The 19,834-nt window shown below is 41.5% G+C and carries 21 protein-coding genes; 10 read left to right on the forward strand and 11 right to left on the reverse strand.

Annotation, left to right across the window (positions count from 1 at the left end; genetic code table 11):
- Positions 1 to 75: 75 nt before the first annotated feature.
- Positions 76 to 792 (reverse strand): tyrosine-type recombinase/integrase, encoded by a 717-nt coding sequence (locus tag ALKIM_RS17360; RefSeq protein ID WP_052345252.1) that lies wholly within the window; start codon positions 790 to 792, stop codon positions 76 to 78.
- Between the two features lie 295 nt (positions 793 to 1,087).
- Between ALKIM_RS17360 and ALKIM_RS0102345 the strand changes: the two genes are divergently transcribed.
- From ALKIM_RS0102345 to ALKIM_RS20350, 4 genes are all read left to right on the forward strand, one after another.
- Positions 1,088 to 1,432, forward strand: a complete 345-nt coding sequence (locus tag ALKIM_RS0102345) for a type II toxin-antitoxin system RelE/ParE family toxin (RefSeq protein WP_026473245.1) — start codon at positions 1,088 to 1,090, stop codon at positions 1,430 to 1,432.
- 2 nt (positions 1,433 to 1,434) lie between these two features.
- Entirely contained in the window at positions 1,435 to 1,734 is a 300-nt protein-coding gene (locus tag ALKIM_RS0102350) for a helix-turn-helix domain-containing protein (protein ID WP_026473246.1), read from the forward strand.
- Positions 1,735 to 1,914: 180 nt separating this feature from the next.
- The gene (locus ALKIM_RS0102355) at positions 1,915 to 3,435 is read left to right on the forward strand and encodes a TlpA family protein disulfide reductase (protein ID WP_026473247.1); all 1,521 of its coding nucleotides are present in this window, start codon (positions 1,915 to 1,917) and stop codon (positions 3,433 to 3,435) included.
- Positions 3,436 to 3,710: 275 nt separating this feature from the next.
- Positions 3,711 to 3,869, forward strand: coding sequence for a PLDc N-terminal domain-containing protein (locus ALKIM_RS20350; protein ID WP_394332393.1), 159 nt, complete (start codon positions 3,711 to 3,713; stop codon positions 3,867 to 3,869).
- 84 nt (positions 3,870 to 3,953) lie between these two features.
- On the opposite strand, the gene ALKIM_RS0102360 is transcribed toward ALKIM_RS20350, so the two are convergent.
- Positions 3,954 to 4,919, reverse strand: a complete 966-nt coding sequence (locus tag ALKIM_RS0102360; RefSeq protein WP_044117695.1) for a lytic transglycosylase domain-containing protein — start codon at positions 4,917 to 4,919, stop codon at positions 3,954 to 3,956.
- Positions 4,920 to 5,136: 217 nt separating this feature from the next.
- Here ALKIM_RS0102360 and rluF point away from each other — a divergent pair, with 217 nt between their 5' ends.
- Entirely contained in the window at positions 5,137 to 5,964 is an 828-nt protein-coding gene (rluF, locus tag ALKIM_RS0102365) for a 23S rRNA pseudouridine(2604) synthase RluF (protein WP_235714358.1), read from the forward strand.
- A 17-nt stretch (positions 5,965 to 5,981) separates the two neighbouring features.
- Here the strand turns inward: rluF and ALKIM_RS0102370 are convergent, their stop codons facing one another.
- Positions 5,982 to 6,359: a hypothetical protein gene (locus ALKIM_RS0102370; protein ID WP_026473250.1), complete on the reverse strand. Its 378-nt coding sequence runs from the start codon at positions 6,357 to 6,359 to the stop codon at positions 5,982 to 5,984.
- Between the two features lie 176 nt (positions 6,360 to 6,535).
- On the opposite strand from ALKIM_RS0102370, the gene ALKIM_RS0102375 reads away from it, so the two are divergent.
- Positions 6,536 to 7,090, forward strand: a complete 555-nt coding sequence (locus ALKIM_RS0102375; RefSeq protein ID WP_026473251.1) for a carbonic anhydrase — start codon at positions 6,536 to 6,538, stop codon at positions 7,088 to 7,090.
- 311 nt (positions 7,091 to 7,401) lie between these two features.
- Here ALKIM_RS0102375 and rsxA read toward each other — a convergent pair whose 3' ends face one another.
- From rsxA to ALKIM_RS0102410, 7 genes are all read right to left on the reverse strand, one after another.
- The gene (gene rsxA / locus ALKIM_RS0102380) at positions 7,402 to 7,977 is read right to left on the reverse strand and encodes an electron transport complex subunit RsxA (protein WP_235714359.1); all 576 of its coding nucleotides are present in this window, start codon (positions 7,975 to 7,977) and stop codon (positions 7,402 to 7,404) included.
- Positions 7,978 to 7,989: 12 nt separating this feature from the next.
- Positions 7,990 to 8,574: an RnfABCDGE type electron transport complex subunit E gene (locus tag ALKIM_RS0102385; protein ID WP_026473253.1), complete on the reverse strand. Its 585-nt coding sequence runs from the start codon at positions 8,572 to 8,574 to the stop codon at positions 7,990 to 7,992.
- Positions 8,558 to 9,280, reverse strand: a complete 723-nt coding sequence (locus tag ALKIM_RS0102390) for an RnfABCDGE type electron transport complex subunit G (RefSeq protein WP_026473254.1) — start codon at positions 9,278 to 9,280, stop codon at positions 8,558 to 8,560. The genes ALKIM_RS0102385 and ALKIM_RS0102390 overlap by 17 nt, the downstream gene beginning before the upstream one ends.
- Before the next feature lie 24 nt (positions 9,281 to 9,304).
- The gene (locus ALKIM_RS0102395) at positions 9,305 to 10,306 is read right to left on the reverse strand and encodes an RnfABCDGE type electron transport complex subunit D (RefSeq protein WP_157363730.1); all 1,002 of its coding nucleotides are present in this window, start codon (positions 10,304 to 10,306) and stop codon (positions 9,305 to 9,307) included.
- Positions 10,307 to 10,351: 45 nt separating this feature from the next.
- Positions 10,352 to 11,683: an electron transport complex subunit RsxC gene (gene rsxC / locus ALKIM_RS0102400; protein WP_026473256.1), complete on the reverse strand. Its 1,332-nt coding sequence runs from the start codon at positions 11,681 to 11,683 to the stop codon at positions 10,352 to 10,354.
- Between the two features lie 101 nt (positions 11,684 to 11,784).
- Positions 11,785 to 12,660, reverse strand: a complete 876-nt coding sequence (locus ALKIM_RS0102405; RefSeq protein ID WP_235714360.1) for a Fe-S cluster domain-containing protein — start codon at positions 12,658 to 12,660, stop codon at positions 11,785 to 11,787.
- Complete coding sequence (locus ALKIM_RS0102410) at positions 12,657 to 13,070, reverse strand: SoxR reducing system RseC family protein (RefSeq protein WP_044117696.1); 414 nt, start codon at positions 13,068 to 13,070, stop codon at positions 12,657 to 12,659. The genes ALKIM_RS0102405 and ALKIM_RS0102410 overlap by 4 nt, the downstream gene beginning before the upstream one ends.
- Before the next feature lie 577 nt (positions 13,071 to 13,647).
- Here ALKIM_RS0102410 and ALKIM_RS0102415 point away from each other — a divergent pair.
- A complete protein-coding gene (locus ALKIM_RS0102415; protein ID WP_084555778.1) occupies positions 13,648 to 14,268 on the forward strand; it encodes a C40 family peptidase in 621 nt (206 codons plus the stop codon).
- A 6-nt stretch (positions 14,269 to 14,274) separates the two neighbouring features.
- On the opposite strand, the gene recG is transcribed toward ALKIM_RS0102415, so the two are convergent.
- The gene (recG, locus tag ALKIM_RS0102420) at positions 14,275 to 16,374 is read right to left on the reverse strand and encodes an ATP-dependent DNA helicase RecG (protein ID WP_026473260.1); all 2,100 of its coding nucleotides are present in this window, start codon (positions 16,372 to 16,374) and stop codon (positions 14,275 to 14,277) included.
- A gap of 114 nt (positions 16,375 to 16,488) precedes the next feature.
- On the opposite strand from recG, the gene ALKIM_RS0102425 reads away from it, so the two are divergent.
- From ALKIM_RS0102425 to ALKIM_RS0102435, 3 genes are all read left to right on the forward strand, one after another.
- Positions 16,489 to 17,295 (forward strand): O-methyltransferase, encoded by an 807-nt coding sequence (locus ALKIM_RS0102425; RefSeq protein WP_157363732.1) that lies wholly within the window; start codon positions 16,489 to 16,491, stop codon positions 17,293 to 17,295.
- A 54-nt stretch (positions 17,296 to 17,349) separates the two neighbouring features.
- A complete protein-coding gene (locus ALKIM_RS0102430; RefSeq protein ID WP_026473262.1) occupies positions 17,350 to 18,720 on the forward strand; it encodes an aldehyde dehydrogenase in 1,371 nt (456 codons plus the stop codon).
- Between the two features lie 221 nt (positions 18,721 to 18,941).
- On the forward strand, positions 18,942 to 19,649 hold the full coding sequence (locus ALKIM_RS0102435; RefSeq protein WP_026473263.1) for an ABC transporter ATP-binding protein: 708 nt from the start codon (positions 18,942 to 18,944) through the stop codon (positions 19,647 to 19,649).
- Positions 19,650 to 19,834 lie beyond the last annotated feature (185 nt).

A 19,834-nucleotide genomic window follows, 5' to 3' on the forward strand; every position in this document is an offset into this window, starting at 1 on the left:
GCTCCTGTAAGGTTACAATGTTTAAGCCCTGCTCCAATAAATGGGTTGCATACGTGTGGCGTAAGGAGTGAAGGTTCACGTTTTTAGAGATGGTGGTTTTTTAAGGCTTTCCCGCATAACCCAGGATAATCCTTTGACGCTGTAGCGTCCATCAGCCTCTTTGCCATTGAATAGCCAAACATGCGGATTCTCGGCTCTGAGATATTTCTTGAGCCCGATGACCATTATGGCGGACAAAGGCACAATCCGATCTTTCTTGTATTTGCTCTGGCGGATGTGGATGACCATGCGCTCAAAGTCAATATCGGATATCTTAAGGTTGATGACCTCTTGCCCCCGTAATCCGGCAGAATAGATCAGCGTAAGGATAATTCGGTGCTTAAGCAGCGTAGGTGCCGAAAATAGCATCTTTAGCTCCTGGCGGTTCAGCACAACCGGCAACTTGCTCTCTTGCTTTAATGAAGGCAAAGCAATGGCCTTTTTGTTCATGCCCAGCAAACGGTAGTAATACCTAAGGCCATAAACCATGTGCTTGAAACTGCTCCGCGAAGGAGCCTTGACATCGCGTGCCAAAGCCACCAGATACTCGTTGATTTCATCTTCGGTGACGTCTTCGGGCAGTTGTTTAAAATGGATAACAAACAGCGCTATGCGCCGAATGTAATTATTCAGAGTGCTCTGACTCTGTCCACGAAGTACCACCTGATGCTCCATCTTTAAAGCCCTGGCCTTAAACTCCGGAACAAGAACGAGGGCGCGCTCTACAATCGTTAAGGTTGTTTTCTTTCTCATAACTGCATAATTTAAAAGTGAGTAATGCAGTTATAACGGCTTGCATCTAAAAAGATTAATGCTATTTTTGAAAGAGGCTATCCCGGAGGGATTTAGTTCAACATGCAATATAGCAAAAGGCGGGTTTAGTGGTTGTTTGAAGCATTCTGCCCCGCATCAAATTTTGTAACGGTGGATAAGGACGTAGCCCGCAATCCGCCACTGGTCATATTGCAATCCGTTAGCCCCCATAGTAGGAAAAAAAACACTTGTAAATTTGTAACTTATAAGTTAACTTTGACAAAAAACGAATTAGATGGAAAGAATTCGGACAGTCATTGCTTATAAGGATTATTTCAAGGAATTTCTCATTGAACAACCGCAGAAAGTTCAAGATAAAATTTTCAAAATCATTGAAATTATTGAATTCCAGCAGAGGATTCCAGAGAAATATCTCAAACACATTGACGGAACGAAAGGTCTTTATGAAGCAAGAATAAAACTTGGTTCTGATATTTGGAGAGTCTTTTGCTTTTTCGACAAAGGGAAACTGGTGATTTTACTAAATGGATTCCAGAAAAAAACTCAAAAGACACCAAAATCTGAAATCGAAAAGGCAGAGAAGTTAATGAAAGAGTATTTCAACGAAAAAGGAGAATGATTATGAAAAAAGAAAATACAACAACATGGTCTGAATTGAAAGACCAGGTTTACGGAAAAAAAGGAACTGAACGAAGAGACCGCTTAGATAGAGAATTTAAATCATTAAGAGTCGGACTAATGCTTCGAGAAGCAAGAGAAAAAAAACAAATGACTCAAGACCAATTAGGACAGGTCATTGACAAGAAACGGAGTTTTATATCACGAATTGAAAATGACGCAAGTAATATGACTTTAAAAACTCTTTATGACATTGTTGAAAAAGGACTTGGAGGAAAAATTAAAATACAGATTGAATTGTAAATCAAATAACTACGGGGCTAATGCAATATAAAACATTGGAGTTTAAGTGGTTATGCAAGCGTTCTGCCCCGCATCAAGTTCGGTGTAGCTGGACAGGTTTGTAGCCCGCAATCCCCAAGATATACAATTACCGTTATGCCTAATTAAGAACCAAACCCTTACTCAATAACTTTTGAAATAATGAAAACCAATCTTGAAAAACTCGCATTTATTCTATTAACATTTTCTATTTTGATTTCTTGTCGTCCGGAAGTTGAATTAAAGCCCGTTCAAACGACTTCTAAACCGGTTTTTATTACCGGAAAAGTTCTAAATCAAACATCAGAATATAATACCGTAACAATTTATGTCAACGAATTACTTTCGGGGGAACAAATGTCTTATGTGAGTTTAGTCGATTGTTTCGGCAATTTTCAAACTAAATTCAATTTGTATTATCCACAAGACATTTTAGTTAGATATGGAGATAACGCCTTTCCTATCATAATTCACCCCACAGATAGTATCCATATTGTATTTGATGCAAATAAGATATCTGACAAAGACGAACTGTCAAAATCTATTCAGTTTTCTGGAAATAAACATGACAACGAAAGATTGATAACATTTCATGCTATAAATTCAAAAATATTTATCCCTTGGGAACAATATTGTCAATATGAGAAGGAGTATAATTCAGATGAATTTACAGCCCTGCTTGACAGCTTAAGAAATCTAAAAAAGGAAGTCGCCAATGAATTTATTCGACAAGGCGTATCCAAAGAACTTGAAAACTGGATTAAAAATGAAGTTGACTTTGATTATTACAGTTGGCTTGCCCGTTATCCACATGACCATGCTGGCTTTAATCAATTAGATGAATACACTATTGTACCGTCATCTTTTTATGATTTTATGAATATTGAACTTTCTCTTAATGACCTGAGTAACTCAAAATCAATTGATTTTATAAGTCTTTATCGTTTCGGAAGAATTCGTGTTTTATTGATTGACGAAGGGAAGCTGTATAAGAGAAATGAAAGATGGACTTACAAAGCCAATGCAAACAAAGCAATAATCAGCACAATCATCAAAAATACGAGTGATACTCTTTTAAAGGAAATTCTAATTGCCCGTGAACTTTATAAGATACTTGAAATGCGTGACGTTAAAGAATTCGATAGACACTACTCATTGTTTAAAGAAATAGTGAAACAGCCTTTTTTGAAAGAACCTCTTATTAACAAGTATATAGAGACAAAAAAACATTTTGAGAATGCGCAACCAATAGAAAACACATTATTGAAATTGACAAAAAACACACCCGCAAACGAACTCATTACCAAAATTCTGGATGACCATAAAGGGAAAATAATATACTTAGATATTTGGGCTACATGGTGCAGTCCTTGTCGAAGAGAAATGCCTTTTTCTAAAGAGCTAATGCAAACGTTGAACAATGACAAGGTTGCTTTTGTGTATCTGTGTGTTGACTCCGAAGAAGATAAATGGAAAGCAATCATTAGTGAACTAGATATTTCAGGCAGTCACTATTTAACGACTCCAGACCAAAGTAGGTTTCTTTACCAACTGTTTGAAATGAACGGAGTACCCCAGTACATATTACTAGATACTAAAGGCAATGTGATAGAAAAAGGAATTCACCTGCGACCAAGTGAAAGTTTAATAAAAACTAAAATTGACAAGCTATTAATGGAATAAAACTGGGAACAATACATCGGAATATGAGCACTTCAATGACCCCGCGATTATTCCAGGTTGAACGACATCCCGTCAGGACTACAACTGGTAACTATGGACTTTTTGTTGTATTTGTGATGAATTATTTACTAAAACATGAACTACTTCAATTTGCAAAAATCAAATCTTTCAAAGATTGAAATCTTAATTTTAAAAGTTGCAGTTTTATTACGGATACATTACTAATATGAACTAGATAACTCAATGAATTGGATATTTTATTGGTAATATTAATTGTGCTCTCAGCAATCTTATGGGCTTGGGCTGTTTTCGATATAAACAAATCAAGGATTAAAAACAAACAGAGCCTAATATGGATTCTACTAATACTAGCCTTCCCACTGGTTGGACCAATTATCTATTTTCAAATGAAAAGAAGGTACCAAAGCAATTAAAGTGTACCATGACTAAACAAATGTTACGAAAAAAGTCAAGTTGACCCCAATAGTAACAGGGCCTATAATTCTCTTGATAATTCGTTAATCCTCCTTAGGTCCAGGCACGAGAAATGCACCCGGCTTAGGAACTTTTATCACATACTTTTTACCCGATGAATTTGAAAGAAAAGTTTCACGCAACCAAGGGTTTAAATCTTTTATTTCTCGATAGGTTGCCCCATGAGACTGCGCAAAGTCGGCAAAATCGGCAATGGGAGCTTTCACCTCCACATCGTAAGTCTCAATAACCGGGTAGAGGTCGTCCACACCAAGATGAAACCCAAATTTTTGAGGATTGGAAAAAATCTCCTTAATCGCAATGATTCGAAAAACGTAACGACTGGTCTCCTCCACCAAAAGCAAATCATAATAGCTATCCACTTTTTGCCGTCCAATTTGTCGGTCGATACCACGAATACCTGCATTATACGCAGCTGCGGCAAGTGACCAGCTTCCATATTTTTCGTAAGCAGATTTAAGGTATCTGGCAGCCGCGGCAGTACTCTTTTCCAGATGATATCGCTCATCAACCTCTTTCGATACCTCTAGTCCAAAATCACGTGCCGTTCCAGCAAGGAATTGCCATATTCCGGCTGCACCAGCCGGCGATACCGCCCTCTCAAGAAAACCGCTTTCAATCAATGCCAGATACTTAAAATCATCGGGAACACCTTCACTGGCCAATATTGGCTCAATTACCGGAAAATAACGATTGGCGCGTTTCAAGAAAAGTAACGTTTGCGATTGCCAGTAGGTATTTACCAACATTTCACGGTCGAAGCCCTCACGCACATAGGTTTTTTCCAAAGGAACCCTTTCACCGGCAAAATAGAGTTCATCGGGGATGGGAAGGGCATGCACACTGTAATTCTTCTGAAAAAGGCTTATTTCTACTTCGTCGCCCGGTGGCACTTGAATTGGGGCTGAAGAATGAACAAATAAGCTAAAAACCAAGGCCACAGCAATAACAGAACTCGATATGGATAAAACTTTTATGTAGGCTGACATATAAATACAAATCAAAATATGAATACTCATCAATTTCCCTCAAACAATTATAGCATACGAGATGCTTCCTGCGATGTTACAAAAAGCGTACCCTTTGCAAACCATTAAACTATCAGTAAAATTAGCGAAACCACAAGAGAACCGCATCTTTTTAGTGATAAAAATATTTTAAGCCTGGCCGTAAAATTTTAAACCTCTCAATTACAAAGACAAACCAATGAATGAGTACAATCCGGAAGTTCATTGCACCTCGAAACATAAAGGTATTTCACCATTAATTGGTACTTTTGCATGGCACAATCCGATAAAGAATATGCATAAACAGGAACCTACTCGCATCAATAAATACTTAAGTGAAATTGGTTACTGCTCAAGGCGTGCAGCCGATAAGCTTATTGAAGAAAAGCGGGTAACCATTAATGGCAAAACACCTGAGGTAGGCACCAAGGTAATGGCGGGCGACGACATCCGGGTAGACGGGAAACCGCTTAAACCATCAAAAGACACTCATACATACATTTTGCTAAACAAGCCGGTAGGCATTGTATGCACCACCGATATCAAATCCGAAAAGAATAACATCATTGATTTTATCAACCACCCAAAACGTATTTTCCCCATCGGCAGGCTCGACAAGGATAGTCAGGGTTTAATTCTGCTCACCAGCGATGGCGACATAGTGAATAAAATTCTGCGAGCCGGCAACAATCACGAAAAAGAGTATATTGTAAGCGTGAACAAGCCCATCACCAAAGAGTTTATCCGTCGCATGGGCAGCGGAATCCCAATTCTGGGTACCATCACAAAAAAATGCAAAGTGGAACAAATTTCGAGGTTTACATTCAGAATAATCCTCACTCAGGGACTAAACCGGCAGATTCGGCGGATGTGCCAATTTTTGAATTACGAAGTTACAGACTTGCAAAGGGTACGCATCATGAACTTAACCCTTGATGTGCCAGTTGGCAAGTGGCGCGACCTCAGCAGCTCCGAGCTTAACACCATCCTCAAACTGGTAGAAAGTTCATCAAAGACACACCTTTAAGTTAACAGAATACCAAGTCAGTCCATGCTATCCCTCTTTCCCTGCCGGGCAGCAACACGTATGGCACGCATCTTACGAATAAACACATACACAAAAAATGCCTTAAGCACCACCCCACTCACGGTAAACGAGAGAGCTAAAAAAGTATCGTACATATTTTTTCTAAGCCATGAACCCAAAATAACCATTGTTACGCCAAGGCCAAGATACAACAATTCAATTCCGGGCTTATAACCCCCAAATTTCATAATCAGAAAAACATAGACCAACTTGAGAGAGCCTCCCACCGACACAAACACATTGCCCAGGCCACTGCCGTTCATTAAAAAACGCAAAATTAATCCGGCCACAATAAAAACCAGACCGGCATATAATAAAAGCTTAATACGCTGCATAGAGAAAAATTTCAAATGGCAAAAATACCACGATATCCCATCGCCACCTAATCATTGCGCAAAATAATCAGTCATCACATCACCCAACTAAAATAAAGATAAAATGAACAAAAAGCATCCTTTTATCTTTTTATAATTTGTTAACACAATCAAAAGAAGCATCAAAATAACAGCTTATGAACAGAATGGTTCCCGTAAACACTGAAAATGAAATATTTCCGCACTACCATGATACACCTGTTGGCCGTCTGTTGAAATACCACAACCTTGCGTATCCATTTGACGAATACGAGAAAGCCCAGTTGCTCATTGGAATGTGCATGGACAACCGGCACCAGCTCAAAATACCAAACAACTTCGCCTATATACTGCGCACCGGAGGCGGCAATCTCCGCCCTGCCGAATTCAAAATATCCTATGCGGTATCCGTTGGTCAGGTTAGCCACATCGCCCTCATTGGCCATAGCAATTGCGGCATGGTCAACCTTTATTCACGTCGCGAACAGTTCATCAACGGGCTGGTAACCAACGCCGGATGGGATCGCGATTACGCCGAAGAGCACTTCAACAATTTCGCCCCCATCTTCGAAATTGGCAACGAAATAGACTTTCTCCTTTGCGAAACACGGCGCATTCGTCAGCGATATCCCAAAATAACCGTTGCCCCGCTCTATTATCGCATCGAAGACAATCGCCTCTATCAACTCGACGAAACCAATACAAACCTCTAAAACACCATCCTTGGGGCGTGCCCCGCTCAGGCGGGTCGGGCTTTTCGCTTCAACTCCCCGCCCGGCCTCTAAGCCGTGCGGCGGGTTTACGCTTCAATCCCTCACGCGCATCAAGCTACACACCTGCATAAACAAGAAAAGCTGCCTTCGCAGACAGCTCTCTTTACCGTAATGTAATTCATTTATTTTGTGATAAAACGAAAATTGCTCAAACTACACACACCCAATCCATCCCGCAAAAATCCATACTATCATTTATCTAAAATCCAACCTTCTAACATCTAAGAATCTTCTATCTAATCATCTAAAAACTAAACCATCCCCGCAAAACCCATAAATGCCAAAGCCATAATACCTGCCACAATAAGTGCTATTGGTGCACCTTTCATCCCGTCAGGTATATTCATAAGCTCCAGATGTTCACGTATGCCGGCAAATGAAATCAAAGCTAGTCCAAAACCCACTGCCGATGCGATGGCAAAAACAACAGCCTCCACAATATTAAAATCCTTGGCAACAGTCATTATGGCCACACCCAGAATGGCACAATTGGTTGTAATAAGAGGCAAAAACACGCCCAAAGCCTGATAAAGGGGCGGACTAACCTTTTTCAACACAATCTCAACCAGCTGAACAAGCGACGCAATTACAAGAATAAATGAGATTGTTTGCAAAAATGTAATTCCAAAAGGAATCAGCACCATGTTTTGAATAAACCACGTAACAATGGTAGCAATAACCATCACAAACGTAACGGCTCCTGTCATTCCAATACCAGTCGAAATACGCTTGGAAACACCCATAAACGGACAAATCCCCAAGAACTGCGCAAGAACAATATTGTTAACAAAAATGGCGCCTATAATAATCAGGAAATAACTCATCATAACTCTTCCTCCTTATGCTTTTTTTAACCGGTTAAGAATTGCTATTAAATATCCAAGTGCAATAAAAGCACCAGGAGCCAGCACAAACACCAGCATACCATAATCCTCCGGATAAATGGCAAATCCGAAAAAATGCCCGCTGCCCAGCAACTCGCGCACACCGCCAAGCAACGTGAGTGCAAAGGCAAAACCTAAGCCCATTCCGGCACCATCAACTATCGATGAACCAACGTTATTCTTTGAAGCAAACGCTTCGGCTCTTCCAAGCACCAAACAGTTAACCACAATCAGCGGAATAAACAGTCCGAGTGCATCAAACAGGGCTGGCACATAAGCCTGCATGGTCATCTCTACGATGGTCACAAACGTGGCAATAACAACAATGAATGCTGGTATACGCACCTTATCGGGGATAAATCCCTTAATCAGTGACACCACAATATTGGCCATCACCAACACAAAGGTGGTTGCCAGTCCCATGCCTAGTCCATTAATAGCCGAGGAGGTTACCCCCAATGCCGGACACAAACCCAGCAACAGTATAAAAACAGGGTTCTCCTTGAGAAAACCTTTTGAGAAATTACTCCACTGGTTCATTGTCTCCTCCTTCCTCTTCGTTATATTGAGTTGTTGCCGAACTAGCGGCATCTGTTCTTTCCGTGTAAGTAGTATAGGCCACTTCTACAGCATGTAAAAATGCACGGGAAGTAATGGTAGCAGCCGTAATGGCATCCACTTCTCCCCCATCCTGCTTCACAACCATACGTGTGGTACCGGGATGTTTTCCCAGAATATTCTTTGTGTCGCCGCTCTCTCCGGCCTTAATACCAAAGAAACCATCGAGTAAACGGGTTCCCGGCTCTTTACGGCCTTCAACAACTACGGCAGGTTTAAACCAGTCGTCCATTTTCGTACCAAGCCCTGGCGTTTCTCTGTGTTCAAGCACCTGATAGTTAATAATAGAGCCATCGGGCTTAAGCCCTACCATAATCTTTATTTCACCACTAAAGCCACGATTACTCATGGTCTCAATAGCAACCCCTACCAGCTCTTCGCCCTTACGTGCAGGAAAAACCTTAAGCGGAAAGCCCTCTGATGAAGTTAGTTCATACATTTCCGCAGCGGGATCATTATCAAAATCAGGAACCACCAATTGAATCGCTTCCTGTTGCTTTGCAACAGCTGCTGCCTCAATAGGAGCCTTCGTCATTTGAAAAACAAATCCCAGGGAACCGCCTGCCACTGCTGTAATCATCAGCAGGGTCAGTACCATATTGGGTAATGATGATGCGCGTTTGCCCATTGTAAATATCTTTATTTTAGGTTTTTATGCTTTGGATTTTATCACTTCGCCAAACCGCTTGGGTTTAATATACTTGTCAATAAGTGGCGTAAACATGTTCATTATCAGGATGGCGAATGATATTCCTTCAGGATAGGAGCCATACGTTCTAATCAAGACCGTTATTACACCAATGCCAACACCATAAACCAACATCCCTTTAACCGACATGGGCGAACTGGAATAGTCTGTGGCCATGAAAATGGCACCCAGCAATACACCTCCCGTTAATACGTGGAAGAGCGGACTGGCATAGGCAGCCGGATCTATCAGGTGGAGCACTCCGGTAAAGGCAGCTACCGCTCCGACAACTGCAACCGGAATGTGCCACGTTATAATCTTGGTCCACAACATATATATCAGACCGATGACCAACGCCACACCGGCAATTTCACCGGCAGAACCGCCCATCACTCCCAAAAACAAATCGAGGTAAGATGGCACATCTCCCATTACTTCTGAAAATGGGCGACCCGTGGCTAAGCCTTCCTTCATTACCGAAAGCGGAGTAGCACCGGTTGTGGCATCAAGATAGCTGGCTCGTGAGGCCAAAGGAAGTGGCCAGCTAGTCATCTGAACCGGGAATGAGATGAGCAAAAACACACGTCCAACCAAAGCCGGGTTAAATGGGTTCTGTCCAAGGCCTCCAAAAGACATTTTGCCGATGCCAATGGCTACAGCCGAACCAATTAGTATAATACCCAAAGGGATATTGGTAGGCAGGTTAAATGCCAGAAGCAATCCGGTTACCGCAGCCGAGCCATCACCGATTGATGCTGGCTGCTTCAGTATATACTTCTGAATTAGAAACTCGAACAAAACGCAGGCAACCACTGAGGTAAGTGTTACTATCAGTGCGCCAAGCCCGAAAAACCATAAAGAAGCAGCTAATGCAGGCAACAGGGCTATGATCACTCCATACATGTTTTTCTTCACAGAATCGCCGCTGTGTACATGTGGAGATGGTGAAACAATTAGTCTGTTCATAATTAGTTTAATGTGTCAAATATTGAGAACCCTCAACAATCAAAATTATTTTGTTCTGCTACGCATTATTTGTCCTACTTTCCCTTTGCCAAGGCGTATATAATCAAGTAGTGGACGAGACGAAGGACAGGTATAGCTGCAAGAACCACATTCGATACAATCCATTATCTTTTCCTCTTCGGCCATATCCCAAATGGCCTTCTCAGCCAATGTCATGAGCAAATAAGGAGACAGCCCCATCGCGCATACCGAAACGCATTTGGAGCAGCGGATGCAATTTTCAACTATGCCGCGTGATGCTATCTTTTTGGGAAGAATAAGAATGCCTGATGTGCCCTTGGTTACAGGCACTTCGATTGATGTTAGCGCTTTACCCATCATTGGACCGCCACCCACTATTTTTCCTGTATCTTCAGGCAGCCCGCCGGCAGCTTCTATTATTGCTGAAATAGGTGTTCCGATTCGAACCAGATAGTTGCCTGGCTTTTTTACCGACAAACCGGTCAGAGTCACGATGCGTTCCACTAACGGTTTGTTTTTCTGAACGGCTTCATAAACTGCATACGCGGTACCCACGTTATGAACAACTGCACCAACTTCAATCGGCAACTTTCCGGATGGAACCTGACGGTTGATGCATGCATCTATCAACTGCTTCTCACCTCCCTGAGGATATTGCACTTTCAATGGTTGTACGGTGATGCCTGTGAATCCGGCGGCAAGCTTCTCGATATGTGCAATGGCATCTTTCTTATTGTTTTCGATACCAATAATTGCCTTGTTCACATTCAGTGCTTTCATCAAAATTTGGACGCCAACCAGCATCGCTTCGCCTTTTTCGAGCATAAGGCGGTGGTCACTTGTCAGGTAAGGTTCACACTCCACACCATTTATGATGAGCACCTCACATACTTTTCCGGGGGGGGGCGACAATTTAACCTGTGCAGGAAATGTAGCACCTCCAAGTCCAACAATACCGGCTTCGCCAATACGTTTCACTATCTCTTCGGCCGACAGGGTAATGTCACGTTTAAGTTCGGGAGAGAGATCGATGTGTTCGTCCCACACATCGCCATCCGTTTTAATAATAATGGCCTTCCGTTTATAACCGGAAGCGTCGAGAATTTCATCTACCTTATCTACAATACCGGAAACTGGCGAATGGATATTGGATGATACGAAACCAGTTGTTTTAGCTATGAGCTGGCCTACTTTTACAGCATCACCCTTTTTAACCACAGGCTCACCGGGTGCGCCGATATGCTGTGACACAGGTACCGATACCACAGCAGGTATGGGCAGAACTTCAACGGGACTACCTGCCGATAGTTTGTTTTCGGCAGGATGAATGCCCCCAAGTGAGAATGTCTTTAACACTGTGAATCCTCCTATATTTTTGCTTCAGTTCTTATGAATTAGAGGTTGCTAACAAAGAACCTAAGCGAATGATGATCAATAAAGAAAATTAATTACCCTGATTATTCCACTGGAGCTTTTGCAGGCTCTTCCTTCTCCACTTTTGGCTTGCGTGGTGGGAAGTTGATCTCATGGATGGCATTGGTTGGGCAAACCTCCGGACACTTACGGCACAGCTTACATTTGTCATAGTCGATATAGGCCAGATTGTTCTCAATGGTAATGGCATCGAACTCACATACCTTCTGACACTTGCTACATCCGATACACGCCACAGCGCATGATTTTTTGGCAGCTGCACCCTTATCTTTGTTTATACAACTCACGAAAATCCGTCGTCCTTTCGGGCCTTTTTTTCGTAGTTCTATTATACTTTTTGGACAAGCAGTGACACAAGCTCCACAAGCCACGCAATTGTCCTCTATAATTACAGGTAAACCTGTTGCTTCATCCATATACATGGCGTCAAACTTACAAGCAGCCACACAGTCGCCTAATCCCAGACATCCGTATGAACACCCGGATTCTCCTCCATACAACGAAGCTGCCACGGCACATGACGTAGCGCCCTGATATTCATTTAATTTTGGACGATGTTCACATGTTCCGTTACAGCGCACGACGGCAACCATTGGTGTAGCAGATCCGGCCTCTTTACCAAGCATCTCAGCCACTTTATTCATGGTATCTGCACCTCCAACCGGGCAGTTCATGCTTGATATATCGTCAGATTTCACAAGCGCCTCGGCAAAAGCCCTGCAACCAGGAAACCCACATCCACCGCAATTTGTAGCAGGCAAAATCTCCTCTACCTGATCGATTCTGGGGTCTTCAAAAACCTGAAACTTTTTAGATGCCAGATACAAAATCACGGCAGCAATTGCCCCCAATCCGGCCAATGTCACTATTGTTATCAGAACAACACTCATGATGGTCATTCGCTTTTAGATTTAATCGTGAATGAAAAAGTCTGTTTCATGGCCTTATCGGCCAAACGTATACTAAAATAATAGGGAACCAGAATAAGCAAGGCCAGAAATCCGGCCAAACTTTCATTGCCAGTTGCCGAAAAAACCACGCTAAGCGTGAGGAGCATTAAAACAACAGGAAGAATATATGCCCACCAGGCAGCTTTAAGCCCCTGTGAGCGCTGTCCGACCAACACCACATGATCTCCAGGTTTAAATGTATCAGAAGTAATTACATCCACCTCCTTATCCTGAATATCGGCAGCCGTACATGCGCCCTTTGCATGGCAAGATGCACAAGCCGACTCACTGACAATCTTCACTTTAACGTGATTTCCGGAGATTTGGTCAACCACTCCATCATGTTCAATTATCTTCATATTTTCCCGTTAAAAATCGGGTCGGGTGAAACAAAAGTATGTAATATCGATGGATTCTGTAATGTAAAAATATCAGTTTCAAACAGTTTCTATTTAGAATAAATAAAAATAATAAGCTGTTAAATAATGTTATTAACTGAGGAATAGAAACTTATATTGCTATGTTGAGATAGCAAAATACACATCATACTGCTATGCAAAACTTCCGTTGATTCACACGGAGACATAAAGCAATTTATAAACAGCTCATTAGCTAAACGTAAGCAAGCCCATTACATAAAATGCTTGAAATTACACGGGAACACACGACCTTAAACACCAACAAAATAGCTTATTCAAACATCTGTGAGAAACACATAACTTTATCGCATCGCAACCGTAATACACTTTAAAAAGTTGTAAAAAACTTACAAAACCTTTTACCTTGCCACCTGAAAAAGTTTTCATCTTATCAAATTTCAATCACGAATATGCCAGTGCATTGCGGTTGAATATTCTACATTTGATTTTACAGGCACTGATTTAAAAAAAACGCATACACTGAAATAAATCTGATAAAAATCTGTTCACATTAGATATGACAAATCAACCTTCATCTCTACATAAACCATCATCACAAAAGGCATCATACACATCAGCAGTGTATATCATGCTAATTGCTCTGATTCTGATTGCCTCCTGCTCAAGAGAGCTATACAAAACATCGAAACCCACGCAAGAAAGCCGAAAACCAGCACCCACTAAAACTGAACAGACCGAAGATCCGAAACTCAATGCATTTTTAAACGGGGGAAGTGGTAAAACCTTAAATACAGGCAGTTTAGATTCAGAAAAGATTATTAAAACAGCATCGGCCCGAATTGGCACACCACATTGCATGGGTGGCAGCACCACCAGATGTATGGATTGTTCAGGTCTTCTGGTATTTTCCTTTGCACAGCATGGCATAAAACTACCACACAACTCACAGGAACAAGCGCGATACGGAAAAATCATTTACGATATAAATCAACTTAGGAGAGGTGATTTGATATTCTTTATTAATACATACCGCACATCAAACTACATAACTCACTCAGGTATATATTTGGGAAATGGTGATTTTCTGCATACCTCCACATCACAAGGCGTTACCATCACTTCAATATCGAACCCCTGGTGGCGCGAGCGATACATCTTTGGCACAAGGATTTTTTGATGTTGATTAGCTAATCATGCTCCAATTAATTTTTGCACGTGCTAGCTTGGTAAGTTGTTTAGTGAGAATATAGTTTTCAGGCTTTTCGAGTAAAGGGTCATCCTCTAAAATATCTTCAGCTACTTTACGCCCCATTTGAAGAATCTGGCTATCGCGCGACAAGTTGGAAATTTTCAGTTCAAACGGCAGACCCGACTGTTGAGTACCCTCCAAATCGCCCGGGCCACGCATCTTCATGTCAGCCTCAGCAATTTCAAATCCATCGGTGGTACGCACCATTATTTCCATGCGCTTGCGTGTCTCCTCAGCCAGTTTAAAGTCGGTCATAAGTATGCAAAAACTTTGTTCGGCTCCCCTGCCTACACGTCCACGCAACTGGTGAAGCTGTGACAGACCAAACCGCTCGGCACTTTCAATCACCATCACCGATGCGTTGGGCACATTAACGCCTACCTCAATCACTGTAGTTGCCACCATTATTTGTGCATTGCCCGCAGCAAACTCATGCATCGCAGCATCTTTCTCCGACGGTTTCATACGACCGTGAACCATAACAATCCTGCTTTCAGGAAAAGATTTCTGCATATACTCATATCCTTCGGACAAGTTCTTGAAGTCCATCTTCTCCGACTCATCAATAAGTGGATATACCACGTAAACCTGACGGCCTTTTTGAATCTCATCACGAAGGAAACGGTTAAGCTGATTGCGGCGATTGTGAAAATAGTGCACTGTCTGGATAGGCTTCCGACCGGGTGGCAACTCATCAATAACAGACACCTCAAGGTCGCCATACACTGTCATGGCAAGCGTGCGGGGAATGGGCGTGGCAGTCATCACCAGTACGTGCGGTGGATTGGGGTTTTTACGCCAAAGGCGTGCCCTTTGCTCTACACCAAAACGGTGCTGTTCATCAATCACCACCAATCCTAGCTTTTCAAATATCACAGTATCCTCAATAAGCGCATGCGTTCCGATAAGAATTTGCATCTCCCCGTTGCGCAATGATTGATGGATTCGGTCACGTTCAGTTTTTTTTGTTGAACCAGTGAGTAAAGCCACATGTATGCCTAACGGCTCTACCTGTTTTGAGATGGTCTCATAGTGTTGTGTGGCTAAAATTTCGGTTGGCGCCATTAAACAGGCCTGATAGTGATTGTCGAGTGCAATCAGCATTACCATGAGCGCCACGAGTGTTTTTCCGCTACCTACATCACCCTGAAGCAGACGATTCATCTGTTTTCCACTGCCCATATCATGGCGCATTTCGCGAATCACACGTTTTTGGGCATTTGTAAGTTCAAATGGCAGATGTTCAGCGTAAAAAGTATTAAGATAACCGCCCACAGTGCCAAACACATGGCCTTTGATGTTATATGTGCGTTGGTTTCGCAGTCGCAGAATATTTAACTGTATGTAGAACAGCTCCTCAAACTTCAGCCGAAACCGGGCTTTTTCCAACTCCTGATTGTTCGAGGGCAAATGAATAATTCGAAGCGCATCGTTTAGAATCATCAATCTATATTTATCGATGATTGACGATGGCAATGTTTCAGGTATTTTACCTTTCCATGAAGCAAAAAGCGTTTGAATCAGCTTACCAATTACTCTCGAATTGAGAAAATTGCTTTTCATCTTTTCCGAGGTATTGTAATGCGCCTGCAACCCCATCTTAACGTTTGCCTTTGCCTCATCAAATCGCTCTATTTCAGGATGCACAATACTTATTCCGCCATTAAAAACAGATGGCTTTCCAAAAACAATAAAGGTACTGTCACCATTGATACTGCCCTGCACATACTTCAAACCTTTAAACCACACCAATTCCACGGTACCTGTACCATCTGAGAAAGTTGCAGATAAACGTTTGGTGCGTCCTTCCCCTATGGTTTTTAAAGATGTGAACCGTCCTTTAAGCTGAATGTGTTGCATGGATGCATCCACCTCGCGAATGGCATAAATTCGACTGCGATCAACATACTTATAAGGAAAATAGTAGATGAGATCTTCATAGGAAGCAATTTTTGCTTCCTGCTTAAGGAGTTCAGCTTTTTTAGGCCCTACCCCTGACAGATACATAATATTTAAAGTAGCTAACTCTGACATGACGATTGCCAAAATTAACTTTTCGCAACGAGTGTTGCAAATGGGTAAACACAACCATTGAGCAAACAAGTTCACAATCCCCCACCCCTTTTTAGTTAACACATTTTTCTATCTTTGAAGCAAAATAAGAACATGAACCTGTTTCAGATAAAGCGTTACGCTGCATTTATGCTAAAACCAAACCATTGGAAAGGTTTTGGCATCCACTCGCCATTCATTTTCGACTTGATAACCGGCTCTTTCCGCGTAAGACATGAATATTATGCGTTTGGCCAAATTCGTTCGTGGAGAAATGCATTACTGCGAAACAGAAAAGAGATTGCCATTCGCGATTATGGTGCAGGATCAAAAGTCACTGGTAATAAAATCAGACGTGTTCAAGAAATAGCAAAGCATAGTTGTATTCCCGAAAAATATGGCCAGTTGTTGTTCAAAATGGTATGTAAATTCAATTCTGTAAACATACTGGAGTTGGGCACATCTTTGGGAATTGGCACGCTGTACCTAGCCATGCCAAACAGCAAAGCCCGAGTAATTACCATTGAAGGATGTAAAGAAACGGCATCGATTGCAAACCATACCTTTGAGCAGATTCAAACGACCAATGTGCAGTTACTGACCGGCACATTTAACGAGAAACTGCCCGAGGCACTGGAAATGCTTCAGAAGGTTGATTTGGTGTTCTTTGATGGCGACCACCGGGAGCTATCCACACTTGCATACTTTAATCAGTGTTTACCCTATGCGCACAACGACTCCATCTTTATCTTTGACGACATACACTGGTCACTTGAAATGGAAAATGCATGGAATCAGATTGTTAACAACCCGCAGGTCACCGTCTCGCTTGACCTGCTCCGGCTGGGCATCATCTTTTTCAGAAAAGAGAGCAAAAAGGAGCATTTTGCTGTTCGGGTTTAAATGGGGATGACGAACAGGGATAGATGGCATCATTTAAAAAAATCCAAACAGAAAATGAATATTTCAGAAATATACGATAAGCAACAAGCCTTTTTTAATTCTAATAGAACAAAGAGTGTTAGTTTTAGAATTGAGCAATTAAAAAAGTTTAGACGCATTCTCAAAGAGAATGAGGATTTATTATTGAAAGCAATTCATGATGACTTCAGCAAACCTGAATTCGAAACCTATGTAACAGAACTAGCGTTGCTATACCACGAAATAAACCTCTTTATAAAAAATATTAAAAGATGGAGTAAACGAAAAAGAGTTACAACCGGATTGGCCAATTTCCCTGCCAGAAGTTATATCATTCCAGAGCCGTTGGGGACCACATTAGTAATCGGGGCATGGAACTATCCTTATCAACTTTCATTAGTTCCTGCAATAACATCGCTAGCTGCAGGCAATACTGTGATTTTAAAGCCAAGTGAAATCCCAGCCAAAACTTCAGAAGTAATGGCTAAGATTGTCAATGAAAACTTCCAAAACGAATATTTTTATGTGGTTCAAGGTGGGATTAAAGAAACCACAGAACTCTTAGATTATCGATTTGACAAAATATTCTTTACGGGGAGTATTCCTGTTGGGAAGATAATCTATCAAGCCGCAGCAAAACACTTAACACCTGTTACACTTGAACTCGGAGGAAAGAGTCCAGCCTTTGTACTAGCCGATACAGATATTGAAATGACTGCCAAACGGATAGTTTGGGCAAAATTTTTGAACGCGGGGCAAACCTGTGTTGCTCCGGACTATATTTTAGTTGAAAAGACGATTGAACTTAAGCTCCTTGAAGCACTAAAATCTGAACTTGAAAAAACCCACAAGAAAAACGAAGAGGGTATAGGAGAAAATTATGTGCAAATTATAAATGAGACAAATTTTGACAGACTCCATAAATTAATCGATATTGAAAAACTATACCACGGGGGCAAAACAAACAGGGAGCAGAGATTTATTAGTCCTACCATTTTAAAAAATGTGTCTTTCGAAGATGAAGTAATGAAAGACGAAATTTTCGGCCCGATTCTTCCAGTACTGCCATTTTCAAACCTCGACCAAGCAATCAAATTGGTTAAAGAAAGACCAAAACCATTGGCATGTTATATCTATTCTAAAAACAGAAATACAATTAATAAATTACTCGAAGAAATATCATTCGGTGGAGGAGCTGTAAATGAGAGTTTAATGCACTTAACAAATAGCAACCTTCCATTTGGAGGAGTTGGATTCAGTGGAATAGGAAGTTATCATGGGAAGTTTGGTTTTGATACCTTCACTCATTACAAGAGCATCTTATATAAACCATTTTGGTATGAATTCAATAAAAACCCACCTTACACTAACGGAAAACTAAAGATAATCAAACTGTTATTTAAATAAATTACACAGACAAAACACATTGTATAAGTAATGGCAGATGAAATGGCATATATGAAAAGTACATCCCACTTAAACTGCTAAGCGGTTTTAAAGCAAACTATCACTTAACCAACCTCTAATCAGTCAATTTGCCGATAATGAAACTATTCAAATCTGTTTGACATTAAACCATAGCATCCATCAAAAGTCTAAAGTCAATAAATGCACAAAACAAAGGAAGCATGTCGATGAATGTAATTGAAATTGATAAAATAGAGAAGAACTACGAAGTTGGCACCCAGATTGTACGAGCGCTTCAGGGAGTATCAACCAATATAGTAAGAGGAGACTATGTGGCCATTATGGGTCCGTCGGGCTCAGGAAAATCCACACTGATGAATATTATCGGGGCACTAGACACCCCTTCGGCAGGTTCATACGTTCTAAACGGCACCGACGTGAGTCACCTGACCGACGACAGGCTAGCTGAAATACGAAACCGCGAAATAGGATTTGTTTTTCAGACATTTAACCTGCTTCACCAATACACAGCGTTGGAAAATGTGATGTTGCCATTGGTTTATTCCGGAGTACCAAAAGCTGAGAGGATAGAACGGGCAAAGGAAGCCTTGGATCGTGTAAATCTGGCAAACAGAATGACGCACAAACCCAATGAATTGTCGGGCGGACAGAGACAACGTGTGGCCGTAGCCAGAGCGCTAATCAACAACCCATCCATCATATTGGCCGATGAACCCACCGGAAACCTTGACTCCAAAACATCCATCGACATAATGCGGTTATTCGACAATATCCATCAGGCAGGCAATACCATCATCCTTGTAACTCATGAGGAAGATATTGCACGGCATGCCCATCGTATTGTGCGTCTTCGCGATGGCCTGATTGAATTGGATGAACGCAATCAGCAAATTACAAAAATGAACTAGACGTACCGAAATTTAATGACCAAAAGCAAAACCCTATTGCTTGCGGATTGTTATATTTGAAATTAAAGAGTAGACGGAAAACCTTTCCGATACTCTTTTTTTTTCAATAAAACCAAACTGCTCTATCTGAATAGCTCAATAGAGCAGCTCATAAAATAATTAAAGTTGCATTAAACATGAATAGA

It is taken from the genome of Alkaliflexus imshenetskii DSM 15055, assembly GCF_000517065.1.
Lineage (GTDB): Bacteria > Bacteroidota > Bacteroidia > Bacteroidales > Marinilabiliaceae > Alkaliflexus > Alkaliflexus imshenetskii.

Coding starts and splice junctions, on each gene's coding strand:
- ALKIM_RS17360 (WP_052345252.1), bottom strand. CDS start 792: ATGAGAAAGAAAACAACCTTAACGATTGTAGAGCGCGCCCTCGTTCTT.
- ALKIM_RS0102345 (WP_026473245.1), top strand. CDS start 1,088: ATGGAAAGAATTCGGACAGTCATTGCTTATAAGGATTATTTCAAGGAA.
- ALKIM_RS0102350 (WP_026473246.1), top strand. CDS start 1,435: ATGAAAAAAGAAAATACAACAACATGGTCTGAATTGAAAGACCAGGTT.
- ALKIM_RS0102355 (WP_026473247.1), top strand. CDS start 1,915: ATGAAAACCAATCTTGAAAAACTCGCATTTATTCTATTAACATTTTCT.
- ALKIM_RS0102360 (WP_044117695.1), bottom strand. CDS start 4,919: ATGTCAGCCTACATAAAAGTTTTATCCATATCGAGTTCTGTTATTGCT.
- rluF (WP_235714358.1), top strand. CDS start 5,137: ATGAATGAGTACAATCCGGAAGTTCATTGCACCTCGAAACATAAAGGT.
- ALKIM_RS0102370 (WP_026473250.1), bottom strand. CDS start 6,359: ATGCAGCGTATTAAGCTTTTATTATATGCCGGTCTGGTTTTTATTGTG.
- ALKIM_RS0102375 (WP_026473251.1), top strand. CDS start 6,536: ATGAACAGAATGGTTCCCGTAAACACTGAAAATGAAATATTTCCGCAC.
- rsxA (WP_235714359.1), bottom strand. CDS start 7,977: ATGATGAGTTATTTCCTGATTATTATAGGCGCCATTTTTGTTAACAAT.
- ALKIM_RS0102385 (WP_026473253.1), bottom strand. CDS start 8,574: ATGAACCAGTGGAGTAATTTCTCAAAAGGTTTTCTCAAGGAGAACCCT.
- ALKIM_RS0102390 (WP_026473254.1), bottom strand. CDS start 9,280: ATGGGCAAACGCGCATCATCATTACCCAATATGGTACTGACCCTGCTG.
- ALKIM_RS0102395 (WP_157363730.1), bottom strand. CDS start 10,306: ATGAACAGACTAATTGTTTCACCATCTCCACATGTACACAGCGGCGAT.
- ALKIM_RS0102405 (WP_235714360.1), bottom strand. CDS start 12,660: ATGACCATCATGAGTGTTGTTCTGATAACAATAGTGACATTGGCCGGA.
- ALKIM_RS0102410 (WP_044117696.1), bottom strand. CDS start 13,070: ATGAAGATAATTGAACATGATGGAGTGGTTGACCAAATCTCCGGAAAT.
- ALKIM_RS0102415 (WP_084555778.1), top strand. CDS start 13,648: ATGACAAATCAACCTTCATCTCTACATAAACCATCATCACAAAAGGCA.
- recG (WP_026473260.1), bottom strand. CDS start 16,374: ATGTCAGAGTTAGCTACTTTAAATATTATGTATCTGTCAGGGGTAGGG.
- ALKIM_RS0102430 (WP_026473262.1), top strand. CDS start 17,350: ATGAATATTTCAGAAATATACGATAAGCAACAAGCCTTTTTTAATTCT.
- ALKIM_RS0102435 (WP_026473263.1), top strand. CDS start 18,942: ATGTCGATGAATGTAATTGAAATTGATAAAATAGAGAAGAACTACGAA.